This is a genomic window from Pedobacter sp. A2324, from assembly GCF_059693705.1.
Genome location: NZ_JCASSK010000003.1, coordinates 75,280 through 90,407, shown reverse-complemented (window position 1 = coordinate 90,407; position 15,128 = coordinate 75,280). Strand labels below are relative to the sequence as shown.

11 protein-coding genes are annotated in these 15,128 nt (G+C 41.6%); 2 read left to right on the top strand and 9 right to left on the bottom strand.

The genetic code is table 11. The features are described from left to right. Positions 1 to 106 precede the first annotated feature (106 nt). Entirely contained in the window at positions 107 to 1,219 is a 1,113-nt protein-coding gene (carA, locus tag AC570I_RS09705) for a glutamine-hydrolyzing carbamoyl-phosphate synthase small subunit (RefSeq protein ID WP_497405303.1), read from the bottom strand. A 266-nt stretch (positions 1,220 to 1,485) separates the two neighbouring features. On the opposite strand from carA, the gene panB reads away from it, so the two are divergent. Then, positions 1,486 to 2,301 (top strand): 3-methyl-2-oxobutanoate hydroxymethyltransferase, encoded by an 816-nt coding sequence (panB, locus tag AC570I_RS09700; RefSeq protein ID WP_497405302.1) that lies wholly within the window; start codon positions 1,486 to 1,488, stop codon positions 2,299 to 2,301. A gap of 52 nt (positions 2,302 to 2,353) precedes the next feature. Further along, entirely contained in the window at positions 2,354 to 3,040 is a 687-nt protein-coding gene (locus AC570I_RS09695) for an RluA family pseudouridine synthase (protein ID WP_497405301.1), read from the top strand. Between the two features lie 24 nt (positions 3,041 to 3,064). Here the strand turns inward: AC570I_RS09695 and AC570I_RS09690 are convergent, their stop codons facing one another. From AC570I_RS09690 to AC570I_RS09655, 8 genes are all read right to left on the bottom strand, one after another. Beyond that, entirely contained in the window at positions 3,065 to 3,541 is a 477-nt protein-coding gene (locus tag AC570I_RS09690) for a hypothetical protein (RefSeq protein ID WP_497405300.1), read from the bottom strand. A 138-nt stretch (positions 3,542 to 3,679) separates the two neighbouring features. Then, positions 3,680 to 5,173 carry a glycoside hydrolase family 30 protein gene (locus AC570I_RS09685; RefSeq protein WP_497405299.1) on the bottom strand — a complete coding sequence of 498 codons (1,494 nt, stop codon included), beginning with the start codon at positions 5,171 to 5,173 and terminating at the stop codon, positions 3,680 to 3,682. A 68-nt stretch (positions 5,174 to 5,241) separates the two neighbouring features. Beyond that, positions 5,242 to 6,657: a RagB/SusD family nutrient uptake outer membrane protein gene (locus tag AC570I_RS09680; protein ID WP_497405298.1), complete on the bottom strand. Its 1,416-nt coding sequence runs from the start codon at positions 6,655 to 6,657 to the stop codon at positions 5,242 to 5,244. Between the two features lie 10 nt (positions 6,658 to 6,667). Then, a complete protein-coding gene (locus AC570I_RS09675) occupies positions 6,668 to 9,580 on the bottom strand; it encodes a SusC/RagA family TonB-linked outer membrane protein (protein WP_497405297.1) in 2,913 nt (970 codons plus the stop codon). A 290-nt stretch (positions 9,581 to 9,870) separates the two neighbouring features. Next, on the bottom strand, positions 9,871 to 11,754 hold the full coding sequence (locus AC570I_RS09670; protein WP_497405296.1) for a 7TM diverse intracellular signaling domain-containing protein: 1,884 nt from the start codon (positions 11,752 to 11,754) through the stop codon (positions 9,871 to 9,873). A 78-nt stretch (positions 11,755 to 11,832) separates the two neighbouring features. Further along, complete coding sequence (locus AC570I_RS09665) at positions 11,833 to 13,137, bottom strand: sensor histidine kinase (protein WP_497405295.1); 1,305 nt, start codon at positions 13,135 to 13,137, stop codon at positions 11,833 to 11,835. Positions 13,138 to 13,191: 54 nt separating this feature from the next. Further along, positions 13,192 to 13,869 carry a response regulator transcription factor gene (locus tag AC570I_RS09660; RefSeq protein WP_497405294.1) on the bottom strand — a complete coding sequence of 226 codons (678 nt, stop codon included), beginning with the start codon at positions 13,867 to 13,869 and terminating at the stop codon, positions 13,192 to 13,194. Positions 13,870 to 13,923: 54 nt separating this feature from the next. Then, positions 13,924 to 15,117: an aspartate aminotransferase family protein gene (locus AC570I_RS09655; RefSeq protein ID WP_497405293.1), complete on the bottom strand. Its 1,194-nt coding sequence runs from the start codon at positions 15,115 to 15,117 to the stop codon at positions 13,924 to 13,926. Positions 15,118 to 15,128: the final 11 nt, after the last annotated feature.

Sequence of the window (15,128 nt, the reverse complement as noted above, 5' to 3'; positions counted from 1 at the left end):
GCTGGATAACATCCTTTTAAACAAAATCTGCGAATCTGCGGCAATGTATGCCGTTGATTCGCAGATGGGAGTATATTTTAACTGAGCTTAAAACAGTAGTTGAGTGCTACCAGGCTAAGTCGCCTTTAATTACATCAACAAAGTCATCAAACAGGTAACGTGAATCGTGTGGACCTGGAGAAGATTCCGGGTGGTATTGTACCGAGAATGCTTTTTTTCCTTTCACACGAATTCCTTCAATTGATTTGTCATTCAGGTTAACGTGTGTGATTTCCACTTTGTCTGAATTTCTCACTTCATCAGGTATTACACCGAAACCATGATTTTGTGAAGTAACTTCACAGTGGTTTTTAATGATGTTTTTTACCGGGTGGTTTAAACCACGGTGACCGTTAAACATTTTCATGGTACCAATGCCGTTAGCTTCTGCCAATAACTGGTGTCCTAAACAAATACCGAATAATGGTTTATCTGCCGCAAGGATTTCTTTGATCGTGTCAACAGCATAGGGCATTACCGATGGATCGCCAGGGCCGTTGGAAATGAAATATCCATCCGGACTGAATCTTTCCATTTCTGCAAAGGTTGTTTTAGCAGGGAAAACCTGTACATAAATATCACGATCTTCAAAATTACGAAGAATATTCTTCTTGATTCCTAAATCCAGTGCCGCCACTTTTAAGCTTGCATCCGGCTTACCGTAAAAATAAGGCTCTTTGGTGCTCACTTTTGATGAAAGCTCAAGTCCCTCCATTGAAGGTACGTTGGCTAACTTTTGTTTTAATTCTTCCAAATCCGTAATTTCCGAAGAAATAATGGCGTTCATCGCGCCTTTATCCCTGATGTGACGAACCAAAGCACGGGTGTCAATATCAGATATCGATACCAGATTATCATTCTGGAAATAATCCTGAATAGATTCTTTAGCTTGTTTACGGCTATAAATGATATTGTAGTTCTTACAAACCAAACCAGCAATCTTGATTGAACCTGATTCGATCTCATCAGCATGGATACCATAGTTTCCAATGTGCGAGTTTGTAGTAACCATGATTTGGCCGAAATAACTTGGATCGGTGAAAATCTCCTGGTAACCTGTCATCCCGGTATTAAAACAAATTTCGCCGGTAGTGGTTCCGATTTTTCCGGCAGCTTTGCCGTGAAAAACAGTGCCATCGGCAAGTAATAAAATCGCAGGTAACTTGGTGTAGTTAGTCATGGTAATTACAATATGGATTTTGATTAAAAAAAGAATGGAAAAAAGAGAGGTGATCAGCAGTTATGCTGTTTTTGCAGGTAGCAAAAAACGATGAATATATCCCTTTCATTTCGGGGTACAAAGATAGGATTTAAGATTTATAATGTAAAGGAAAATATGAAATAAGGGAGGGGCTCATTCCTTTTAGTCATTTCGCTTTAAATCTTTACCTTTCGTGTTTCCTGTTAAAAATAAAACGATACTTTTGAGGCAACAAAACAAAAGCCATGTCGGTACACAAAGAAATAAAAAGAGTAACCACGCATATTTTACAGGAAATGAAGCAGCGTGGCGAAAAAATATCCATGCTAACTGCTTACGATTATTCAATGGCCACCATTTTAGACGATGCGGGATTGGATGTTTTGTTGGTTGGCGATTCTGCTTCAAATGTAATGGCGGGTCACGAAACCACATTGCCCATTACCCTTGATCAAATGATTTATCACGCGGCTTCGGTAATCAGAGCGGTGAAACGAGCCTTTGTTGTAGTCGACCTGCCTTTTGGTTCTTATCAGGGGAATTCTAAAGAAGCCTTAAATTCGGCCATCCGGATCATGAAAGAATCCGGTGCACATGGGGTAAAACTTGAGGGTGGGGAAGAAATCATTGAATCTGTTCAGCGGATTATTACAGCAGGTATACCGGTAATGGGCCATTTGGGCTTAACACCACAATCCATATATAAATTCGGAACCTATACTGTTCGTGCAAAAGAGGAGGAAGAGGCTAATAAACTTAAAAGTGATGTATTGGCTTTACAGGCAGCAGGCTGCTTTTCCATTGTCCTGGAGAAAATCCCTGCAGTTTTAGGTAAAGAAGTTTCTGAAAGCCTTCATATCCCGACAATCGGGATCGGTGCAGGTCAGCACTGCGATGGACAGGTACTGGTGGTAAATGACATGATTGGGTTAACCAAAGGCTTTAAACCCCGTTTTCTTCGTCAGTATATCAATTTGTACGAAGAAATTCTGGGCGCTGCACAATCTTATATCCGTGATGTTAAAGGGAAAGATTTTCCGAGTGAAAAAGAACAGTATTAATTTTTCTTAAGCGCAAGTTCATCCGATTTAATCATTAAAATAGTAATATCCGGTGCCAATTACAGATAAAGACATCCTTTTTGAAGATAATCACCTGATTGCCATTAACAAAAGGGCAGGCGATATTGTGCAGGTCGATGAGACCGGCGATGAGCCCCTTGATGAGCAGGTAAAAAAATATATTGCAAATAAATACAACAAACCAAATGGTGCCTTTTTAGGGGTGGTACATCGCCTGGACAGGCCTGTAAGTGGGGTAATTCTTTTTGCGAAAACCAGTAAGGCACTGGAAAGGATGAATGCAGCATTCAAGAACAGGGAAGTAAAGAAAACCTATTGGGCAGTGGCTAAAAACCGTCCACCAAAAGAGGCCGATACCCTGGTACACTGGCTGGTTAAAAATCCACAGAAAAACGTTGTTACCTATTATAAAACCGAGATTACCGGTAGCCAGAGAGCAGAGCTGTCTTATCGTTTAATCGGACAGCTTGGAGATTATTTCCTGATCGAAGTCGATCCTTTAACCGGAAGATCCCATCAGATCCGCGTTCAGTTATCATCCATGGGTTGCCCGATTGTTGGCGACAACAAATATGGTTATCCGCGTGGGAGCAGGAAAGGCAGCATTTGTTTACATGCACGCAGGCTGCGTTTTTTACACCCCGTAAAAAAGGAACCGGTAGATATTTTCGCAAAATTGCCAGTAGATGGCTTTTGGGAAAGATTTGAAAATATGTAAAGGGAGCGCATCAGCGCTCCTTTTTTATTTACATGTAGTTTTAGTGAATACCATAGCATCCCCAAAGGTCAGCTTATTGATATCTTTGAACTTTGTTTTGCCATTAACATCCTGCACGTCGCCAAATCCTTCCACCAATGTTTCACCCTTCTTTAACCATACCACCTCCCGTACAGAGCTTTTTCCTTCTGATTGAAAGGTATAGTCGGCCACAATGGTATCACCTTTTACCAAACCGCTAATGGTTCCTGCATTTTTATCTTTTTCGTACAGGTTATAGCCCAAAGAACCACTAATGGTATTTCCATCCTGTTTAAAAGATAATGTAGCAGTATCGCGCTTATTAATATACTGATAGCAATATGACGAGTCTTGAACTGTCTCTGCACTGCTCACAATGGTTGAGTCGATTTTGGCCTGGGTTTTTTTAGCTGTTCCGCCCTGGCAGGAAGCAAAAAGGCCTGTAGCAATGATGGCGAATGCCGGGATGATATTTTTCATGTTGATGTAGATTGATTAGCCGTATACCACAAACAGTTTGCCAAGTTTATCATCCTCTCAAAGTACCTGGAACTCCGACGCTTTAAACGTAGAAAGCCCCGCTTGCGGCAGGGCTGACTAAACAATTAAACAAATTCTTTACCAGATAAAAGTACCTACGGCACCTTTGTCTAAACTGGTGCTGATGATCTTTCCGTTGTATTTAATATTAAATGGAGTTTCAACATTATTGTTGTTGCAAACAATCAGTACGTTTTTCCCTTCAGGGGTTTTAAAAGCCACATTTTGTAAGTTGCCAACCACGTTTGATGCGATGCGTACCGAGCCTGTTTTAACAAATTTAGAGGCATGTGCAATCACATAGTAGGCTACATTCCTGCTTACAGCCGGGGCAATGGTCAATGCGCCTAAGCACGAAGTACAACCTCCCTGATCGGTATGCGGGTTGTAGTTCTGGTCGGCTGCCAAATTCCATTCCAGTACGTTTCTGCTCCAGTTTCTGGTGGCACCAATAATGAGTGTCGATACGTGCCACTTCAGGTCTTCTGCAAAATTGCTTGGCCCCCCAACCCATTGTTCAGTGAAATACACATGCTTGTCGGGATGCGCATTATGAACCTGCGTAAGGGCTGAAATCGGGCCGGCATATAAATGAAATGCCGAACCGTCAATATATTGCTTTGCATCAGGATCATTCAATACGGTAATCGGATATTCTGGCTTATCTGCATTGTGGTCATAGATAATGATCTTGGTGCTGATTCCATTACTTTTAAATACCGGTCCAAGGGCAGTTTTAATAAACCTGGCCTGATCTAGTGCCGCCATATACATACTTGGGTTGTTCCCAGGGTGTAACGGCTCATTTTGCGGCGTAATCGCATCAATAGTGATGCCCTGGCTTTTCATAGACTGGATGTACTTCGCCAGGTATTGAGCGTAAACCGTATAATACTCCGGTTTCAGGCTCCCGCCTATATAGCTCCCGTTTGTTTTCATCCAGGTAGGCGCAGTCCACGGAGAACCCAATATCTTGATCGACGGATTAATCGCCACAATTCTTTTCAGAACCGGAATCAGGTCGGCCTGTTCTTTTTCAATTGAAAATTTAGCCAGCTGCTCATCTGTCTCACCTTTTGCCAGGTCATTATAGGTAAAAGGTGTCGCACTTAAGTCTGAACCCCCAATACTGATCCTGATGTAGTTTACCCCGATGGCATTTTCCGATGAACCGAATAACTCCTTTAATAACTTGTCTTTTTCAGTTTCTGAAAGTTTGTTGATCAGGGTAGCGCTTCCTCCGGTTAGGGTATAACCGAAACCATCGATAGATTGAAATGTGGTTTTAGGATCCACTTCAATCGTTGGATTGGCATTTTTAGCGTTTGAGAAGTTCAACGCCACGCTTTGTTTCCTAAGGAGCTGTGATTTGTCGCCTTTGGTTAGCCAGAATTCAACTTCTGTTTTTAAAGGCGCTCCAGTGCCTGCTGCATTTGGGGTCGTTTCGTTATAGGTATCCGGACCTTTGCTGCAGGCGCAGGCCACAATCAGTAAGCATAATGCTGTACCTAAAGTGTAAAGCGGTTTTATCAGTACAGTTCCGGCCCTGAATTTTAGCATATTGTTCCTCATATAGATTGATAATTGGGAAATGATGATAAAACAAAGGCGACCATAGCCGCCTTTGTTTCCAGAATGTTTTATTTTACGTTTGGATTTTTATCCAGCTCATCCTGAGGGATGGGGAAATACAATTTTGATGCAGTCAGGTTATAGTTCAGATTTGCACCTGCTCCATCTACCTGAGCATTCATCACCGGAATTACACGGTTTGTTCTCAGCAAATCGAACCAGCGGTGTCCTTCAAAAGCCAGTTCTAAACGGCGTTCATTTTCTATCGCTAAACGCATAGAGGCCTGGTCGGTTGCTGTTATGGCAGAAAGGCCCACGCGGGTGCGAATCTGGTTAACCAGTGGTGCCGCTGCCGACCATCCTGATGCACTTAATTCATTCAGCGCTTCCGCTTTTAATAAAATCAGGTCTGCTAATCTTAAGATATAGTTGTCAGATTTATCATCGGCGCGATACTTATTGATATAAGGATAGCTCGTTTTAGACCAGTAGGAATCGCTCCAGCCTTCAGAAACTACATTATTAAACTTAATGCTCGAGGCCTTACGTACTGCATCACCAGCATCATCAAATGCTTTAGATAAGCTATTGGTCGGCGTGTTGAAACGTTTCCAGCCTGTTCCCACCAACACACTTGGCATCCAGTTACCATGTAGACCACCGTAACCATCATATTGCATTTCCCAAATGGCCTCAGTATTGTTTTTATGATTGGAATCCCAAAGAAAATCGTAATTCGAAACCAGTGAATATCCGCCACCAATTACGGCATCTGCGTAAGTGCTTACTTTAGTCCAGTCGGGAGTAGCCTTCGATGCATATACTTTTGCCAGTAAAGCGTTAGCGACACCTTTCGTCATGATGCCTTTGTTTGGAGCCGTTGTACGGGCATTAGCAGCACCGTATTCCAGATCGGCAACAATCTGGGCGTAGATGGCGTCGACAGTTGCCCTAGCCGGATAAAACTCAGCATCAGTAGTAGGTACTTTTACCACCAGCGGTACAGATCCCCAGGTTCTCACCAGGTTAAAATACATATAGGCGCGAAGGATACTGGCTTCAGCAAGAATTTGCTTTCTTCTGTCGCCGGCATCCAGCTTCGGATCCTGGATATTCGGTACATTGGTCAGGATTAAGTTACAGTTTTTGATATCGCTGTAAAGCGCATTCCAGTCTCTGCCTACGTTCCCGTTGGTTGAATTTACCGTGAACAGGTCAAGCTGAATATTCGCAGGATTATCTCCGCCTGCGTAAGCATTGTCTGATCGTACATCACCGTTGGTCATATAATCCCAGATATGGAAATCATTGTACATGCCGTCGTAAGCACCCTGTATAAGTTTTTCTGCTGCCGCAGCATCAGCAAAAGCCACGTCAGGCCCAACCTGAGTAAGCGGACTTTGTTCTAAAAAGTCTTTTTTGCAGCTGCTTAATGCCATTGCAATGGTGCCTGCTGCGATTAATGAATATATCTTAAGTTTCATTTTGTTTAAATTAAAAGCCTACATTAACACCAAATAAGAAAGTTCTCGACTGTGGATAAGTTCCATAATCAATACCCATTGCCGGTCCGTTAGCAGAATTTACATTTACTTCCGGATCGAAGCCACTATACTTCGTAAAAGTCAACAGGTTATAGGCAGAAGCATATAGCATCACTTTGCTCATTTTAAGTTTTCCTAAAGTAGCCGCACCAAAGTTGTAAGAAAAAGTAGTCGTTTTCAAACGCAGGTACGATCCGTCTTCAACAAAACGGCTTGATGTAAGCGTATTATTGGTGTTATCTTTAATGGCTTTTGGAACATCCGTAATCTGTCCCGGTGTAGTCCATCTGTTCAGTACCACTGCCGATTGGTTTTTCGAGTCATTCATGCCTTCAAGCTCCATTCTGGAAGCATTGAACATTTGATTACCCTGTACACCCTGGAACAAAAAGTTCAGGCCAAAGTTTCCGAATGTAAATGTGTTGTTAACGCCGTAAGTGAATTTAGGTTGTGCCGAACCAATAAAAGTTCTGTCGTCCGCATTGATCTGTTTGTCGCCGTTTAAATCCTGATACACAATGTTTCCGGTTTGTGGATCAACACCGTTTGAAACATAGCCATAAAAGCTTCCCAACGGGCGGCCTGTTACCACTCTGATGGCGGCATCACGCTCGTAGATTCCACCGAAAGTGATGGAGCTTACCTTATTACCTAAACTGGTTACCTTATTGCGGTTGAGCGAGAAGTTCAGGTCGGTAGTCCAGGTGAATCTGTCTTTTACAAAGTTCTTGGTGGTTAGTACAAACTCCAAACCTTTATTTTCCATATCCCCAACGTTAGAAGCAATGCTTCCGAAACCAATGGAGTTAGGCAATGGCTGGTTGATCAGTAAATCTTTCGTTTTTTTCAGGTAAGCATCGGCAGTAAAAATTAAACGGCTGTTGAACATGGTCAAATCCAAACCGATATTGGTTTGTGTTGTTTCTTCCCATTTCAACCCTGGATTAGGGAGTTGAGAAAATACATATGAGCCCTGAGTTGTTGGTGTATACAGTTCTAAGTACGAATAATCTCCAATGCCTTCATCATTACCTACCTTACCCCAGCTCGCTCTTAGTTTTAAATCATTAATGGATTTAACCTCTTTTAAAAAGTTCTCGCCCGAAATTCTCCACCCAACAGATGCCGAAGGGAAATAACCATACCTGTTTTCAGGTCCGAAACGGGATGAACCATCTGCCCTGAAATTGGTGCTGAATAAATATTTGCTATCGTAAGCATAAGTTAAACGGGCTAAATATGAACGTTTGCTCCATTGCGAAGCTGTTGGAAGCTGAACAGGAATAGAAGTTCCCCTATCTAAAAGCTGTCCGTTTGTTCCGATAAAGTTTTGTTCATTATAGCCTAAATAGTAGTATTTAGATTCCTGCAGCGTCATACCACCTGTTGCAGTGAAAGCATTTTTACCCCAGTTTTTGGTGTAGTTAAAAATGTTCTCATTCAACCAAACATGGTCTGTACTAAAGTTTGCATTTCTGATCCCCTTCTGTGTTCTGCCGTAATCGGTGGAGTAGGGGTCTAAGAAATAAGAATAACGGTTGTCATTGTTATTGGTACTGATACTCGATTTAAAAGAGAAATCCTGCGTAAACTTAATTTCAGCGGCAAAAGCACCAAGGAAACGGAAGTTTCTGTTGCTGTTTTTTGCTGCGAAAGCATTGGCAACAGGATTTTCTGAACCACCTTTATAAGGGTTAAAGGCATAAGTTCCGTTAGCTGCATAAACACCGATGGTTGGTGGCGTAGTAAGGGCAGATAAGATTGTTCCCCCTCTCGCCACGTTATTATTATCACTTACATCAACAGAATTGCTTTGCGTTAATGCGGCATTTCCGGTCAGTTTTAACCATTTGGTGATGTTTTGAGAACCGTTGAAATGCAAGGTATATTTATCCAGTTTAGCTGGCGCAACCACACCTTTGTCTTGCTGATATCCGGTAGAAAGTGAATATTGTCCGCCTTGAATACCGCCAGAAATAGATGCCTGATAGCTGTTTTGTACGCCTGTTCCGAAAGTTAAATCCTGCCAGTCGGTATTTTCGTTTCCTAAACCATTGGTGTCGTAACCCAGTTCTTTCATTAAGGAGATATACTGGTCTTTGTTCAGTACATCCTGTTTTTGCCATAGATTAGAGAAACCTGTAAATGCATTAAAGGTTGCACGGATTTTATCAGATGAACCTTTCTTCGTGGTAATTAAGATTACCCCGTTTGCGCCACTGGAACCGTAAATAGCTGCTGCAGATGCATCTTTTAAGATCACCAGGTTTTCGATATCTGTAGGATTTAGGAAACTTGCATCACGTGAAGTAACCCCGTCAATTACGTATAGGGGACTGTTGGAGGCATTAATCGAAGTATTACCACGAATAGTAACCGATACTCCTGAACCTGGTTTACCTGACTGCGAAGTAATCTGTACCCCGGCTGCCTTACCCTGAATCGCCTGTAGCGGATTGGTCACCGGCTGGTTCTCAATATCTTTAGATGACAAGGAAACAACAGCAGTAGTTAAGTCTTTTTTTACTGTGGTACCATAACCAATTACAACCACTTCATTTAGCTGCTGGTTATCGTCGGTTAGTGTAACATTAATTGAAGTGCGGCCGCCAATGGTTTGTTCAATTGTTTTAAAGCCAATAAAGGCGAATTCCAATACCGCATTTTGAGGTGCACTAATGCTGTATGAACCGTTGTCGCCTGTAGAAGTACCCTGATTGGTTCCTTTCACTTTCACAGAAACGCCGGGCAAGGGTAAACCTTGGTTATCTTTTACCAAACCCTTTATGGTGATGTTTTGTGCCCATCCCCAGGAGGTGAGGCATAAAATACAAACCATAAGCAATGTAAACTTTTTTCTCATAATTTTTGCTCTGTTAATATTATAGGGTGTAAAGTTAGCATTGATTTAGTGTTAAAAACAAGTTTTCATCCGAAATAAAATTACGTAACTAATTGATATATAGTTTTTTATAACGATATTGATACGCTTTAATACCGCGATTGATAAAGCCCTTTTAAGCTTGATTATCAGGCTTTAATCAGGCTAAAGAAGCTGTGCTGCGGCAGTAGTTTGATACGCTTAGGTACCTGTTTGTTTTTCTTAAACAAATCGATAAATACAACAAGAATGTGACCTTATATGGTAGTGGTTTACTCGATTACCAGCTGACTCCAGCCGTTTTTACCCGTTTTGCTGAGAGTTTTCTTCCGGTCTTCCATCACTTTTTTAATGCGCGAACCAAAGGTCCAGCAAGTGCTTTGCCGGATTGATAGCAATTCAGAAAGCTTATGGGAGGAGATCTTTCCTTTAGATGAGTAGATCAGGAAGATCATGTAGAAGGCTTTATTGATGGGAATACGCGTGTTATGAAAGATCGTATACGTCGTAACCGATTCCTCATAACTGCATTTGCTACAGCGGCGGCTATAAAGAATGTGACCGTTAAAAAAGTGATCGTTATTGCATTTTCTGCAATGATACCCTTTACTCCATTTTAATTGTGAAAGAAATTCATAGCACGATTCTTTGTCCGGGTAAATTCTGCTGAACTCCTCAAAGTCAACATCCGTATTCATGACCCGATCTCGCGTTACCTTCTCTACACTGGTCTGCAATTCTTCATTATCGTGTTCGAGCAACACATTCATTCTTGAAATTTCCTCTGCCTGTTGTTGCAGCAGTGCATTGGCTTCTTCCAGGGCCTGATTTTTACTCTCGATAATCAGCGACTTATGATAAACTTCGCGGGTACGCTCCTCCACCTTGGTTTCCAGTTCCTGATTTAACGAATCTTTCAGTTTGACATTTACAGCCATTTGCCTGATCATCTTTTGCTGGGCCTTATCTTTTTTCAACTTCAGGATCCGGACTTTATCTCCAATGGCAAAGGATAAAAAGATCATCTCCAGCACAAAACAGAAGCTTAAACTGTAGTAGCTGATGGCACCAAAATTCAGCCAGCCAATTCCCAGCATGATTAAAAATTTCAGGGTAAAGCCTAGGAACAGAAAACTATAGCCCAGCACAAAAAAGCGCGCCGGCTGGTAGCCGTTTTTAAAGATGTAAATGCCGGTAAAAAAAGCCACAGAAAGCGGGATGGCCTCAATAAATTTATAGCTGAATAAAGTCTGATCGAACAGGTAGCAGTACACAAAAAAGACAAGCCGCAGTGTAATCACCGCGATAATCAGTTGATTAACTTTTGGTGCTTTCGCCTTCACATAAAGCAATTCGCGGGTAAAGAGTAAAGCAAAGATACTGGTTGCACATAATGCAAACGCATATGCCAGCTGGTTCCAGGCCGGGGCATGGGGCCACAAATACTGGTAAGCTATACCATCCGAACTCATTTCAAAGAAACCCACACTTAAGTTATACAGCACATAAAACAGGTATTGCTTCTGCTTGATTGCGATATACATGATGAGGTTGTAGAAACTAAAAACGAGGATCATTCCATAAAAAATGCCGAAATAGAAATATTCATCAAGGGCATAGGAAATAAACCATTCAGTGGTTCTGAGTACGATGATGATGTCTGCTATTTGTGAAGAACTGATCCTGAAATAATATGTCCTTTCCTGATTACCTTCGTTTTGTATTGGGATCTCAAAATTTTTATGGTGAATAAGCCGCTTTTCGAAGTTATTGGCATCACCCAGATTTTCCACCTTATAGTCTCCACTTGGTTGCGGAACATATGCCGTAATGTGATCGATTGTCTGATCAAAAAATTCCAGCACAAAAGGTTTCCTGGCCTGGGTATTGGTTTTGACCCTAATGCGAACCCAGTACGTTTTATTCAGTTCTTTTGTTTGTGGTGTACTCGTTAAACTCGCCTTAAAGTTGCCGTTAAACCGCTGGCTTTTAACTTCTTCAAAAGAAAACTTACTTTGCGTATCTTCGAAAACCTCTATTTCCTTAAAAGTGAATATATGCTGTGGAACGGTATCCCTAATTTCTACCGGCTTTTGCGCATAGCCGCAAAGGGTACAAAGAAGGAGGTAGAAGCATATAAGGAATAGATTTTTCAAGTGATGGCCAGAAATTGATTACAAAGATAATGAATTGAACCGAGCTGAATTCACTTGAAACATCAGTGAATTTTCATTTTAGAAAAGCAGCGAAATGCTGGTGCCCCTGGTTACTTCCGACTGGATATTAATTTTAATTTTGTGAAAGTTAGCAATACTTTGCACAATGGCCAGGCCCAGGCCAAAGCCATTTTCATCTGTATGGCCGCGTTCGAAACGATCAAAGGCATTTTCAACCAATTCTTTATCCATCCCTAAACCAGTATCGGCAATAGTTAACACATAGCCAGCTTCCGTTTTATTACCAGTAATGGATATGGAGCCACCGTTTACATTGTACTTGATGGCATTATTGATAATGTTAATCAATAGGGTATGTATGAGTGCCTTATTTCCTGTAAACAGCAAATCATCATCCAGCATGCACTTGTAAATGATGGCACGGTCTGCAATCCGGTCTTCCAGATCTTCGTATATATCTGAAATCTCCTGTTTCAGACTGATTTCCTCGGTTTTCAAATACTGATTGTTCTCCACCTTCGAGATCAGTAGCAAACTATTGATGATCACTTTTAAGCGGTTCAGTGTTTTCAGAGAAGCATAGATTTTATTCTCATGCTCTTCCGGAATGCCTGCCGTGTTAAGCATGTTCTCGAAACGGGTACTTAGTATAGAAATCGGCGTGAGCAGTTCGTGTGATACATTTGCAATAAACTGCTTTTCAAGTGCAAATAGTGTATTTATTTTCCTCATCAAGGAGTTCACGCTATTGTCGAGAATCTTAAAGTCGTCGGTGTTTGTAGGGATATTTTCGTAATTATAGTGAGAGGGATCATTTACCCTGTTAATCTTCTTATCAATGATCAGGTAAAAGGGTTTTAGCAAAAAATTTGAAAAGGTATAATCTGTTACGAGGGTAATCAGCAAGGCCGATACCAGAACAATAAGCATGTAAAAGCGGATTGAATTTTTAATCGACTGCAAAGTGGTCATGGTTTCCCCAATCTCGAGATTATACCAGTTAGTATGGTAGGAAAACTTATAATTGAGAATCCTGTAAACCTCTATATCCCCTTCAATTTCTCTTTTTTCAGTATAAACGGTCGCTATCGAATCCGTTTGACGATCGGGAATGTCGGTGAGGACGATGAATTCCTCTTTCAGGATGTTGTAATCGGTAAATGATTCACCTTTGTTTAACAGGCTGTCAATTTCATCATCGTTTAAGTGCTCAATGATTTTGTTTTTCTTTTTAATCAGGCGGCTATCAAGTTGGTTATAGGCCAGTTTATCCAATGAGAACAATATAATCGAACCCAGAAGCAGCACAATGGCTATTTTGGTGATTGCATTATACAAGGAAAATTTAACCTGCAACTTCATGATGGAAGGTGTTAGATGTTAAAGGATGATGTTTATTGGCAGACACGATCCGGATTAGCAGTTGATCCGGTATCCAATACTTCTCACCGTTTCAAACCAGTCGATAGGGGTAATGGCAGCAAGTTTCTTACGGAGGTTTTTTACGTGCACATCCACAAAGTTTGAGTCAGAATTAACTTCTAAAATATCACCCCAAACATGCTCGGTTAAACTCATGCGGGATACTACGCGGTTTTTATTTAGTACGAGGTAATTGAAGATTTCAAATTCCTTTTTAGTCAGGTTTAACCTTTCGTCTCCGAAAGAAACCGTTCTGTTCTGAATATTCAGCAGGAAATCGTGTACATTGACTTCGTTCTTTTCCAGTTTGTGTTTTCTTCTGGTGATGGCATGCATACGAGCCAGCAGCTCGTTGAGTGAAAAGGGCTTAGGCAGATAGTCATCGGCTCCCTCATCCAGGCCCTTAATCCGATCGTCTACCGCGCTGCGGGCAGTTAGAATGATTACCGCATCGTCCCGGTCTTTCAATGCCTTCAACTGTTTTAAAACTTCAAAGCCATCGCCATCCGGCAAGCCTAAATCCAGTAAAATGAAGTCATAATTATTGACGAAGATTTTCTCCTCAGCCGAAGTTTTTTTCCAGGCATGCTCTACAGTAAAACCCTCCTTGCTTAGAAATTCATCCATTTCCAGGGCCAGGCTTTTTTCATCTTCAACAATTAGTACGTTCATATAGAATTAAAGTTCTAGTATCAGGTAGTGAGGTATCAAGATTGTTTTTACTCTTTAGTCTTGAAGTACTAAATTAACATTTTTCAGAATGATTGCGCAGGCTTCTTCGATTTCTTCTTTACTAATGATCAGTGGAGGAGCGATACGCATGGAATTGCTGCAATGCAAAAACCAATCGGATAATACGCCGTCAAGAATACATGCGTCAATAATCTTTTTATTCGTCTCAAAACTCTCAAATTCTACAGCCAGCATTAATCCTTTACCCCTGATTTCTTTAATCGCAGGATGCTGCAGGAGCGTTTTGAATAACTCACCTTTTTGTTCTACTTCTTCCACTACTTTTTCATCAACCAGAAACCTGAGGGTGGCCAAACCAGCGGCGCAGCACACCGGGTGTCCGCCGAAAGTGGTCATGTGCCCCAATATAGGGGTATGTGATAATACCGACATGATTTCTAAAGAGCTGATAAAAGCACCAATAGGCATTCCGCCGCCAATTCCTTTGGCTAAAAGCAAAATGTCAGGAACAATATCATAATGCTCAAAGGCAAACATTTTACCACTCCGGCCAAATCCTGATTGTATCTCATCGAATATCAGAAGGGTTTTGGTTTCGTTACATCTGGCTCGCAAAGCTTTCATGTAGTTTAAGTCGGCCACCCTGATACCAGCCTCGCCTTGTATAGGTTCTATAAAAACAGCTGCAATATCTTCAGTAATCAGATCGAGATCAGCAAGTTTATTGTGGTCGATAAAACTGACATGGGGCAGGAAAGGCCCGTAACCTGAAGAATAAAAATCACTTTCCATTAAACTTTCAGCACCTTGGGTACTGCCATGGTAGGCATTCCTGCAGGCAATAAATCCTTTTCTGCCCGTGTAGCGTTTGGCGAGTTTCATTGCACCCTCCACGGCTTCAGTACCCGAGTTCAGGAAATAGGTGCAGCTTAGGGTTTCAGGCAGGATATCAGCCAGTGCTTTGGCAAAGTTAACCTGCGGCGTTTGAACATACTCACCATAAACCATCAGGTGCATATAGGTTTCGGCCTGCTCCTGAATAGCTTTTACTACCGCAGGATGGCAATGACCAACGTTGCTTACCCCAATCCCTGCGATTAAATCCAGGTGTTTTTTGTCTGCAGAATCATAGATGTAAACGCCTTTAGCCCTTACAAATTCGAGCATTAAAGGTTCGGGAGAGGTTTGCGCATTGTGTTGTAGAAACAACTGACGTTGTGTAAGCATGGGACAAAAAT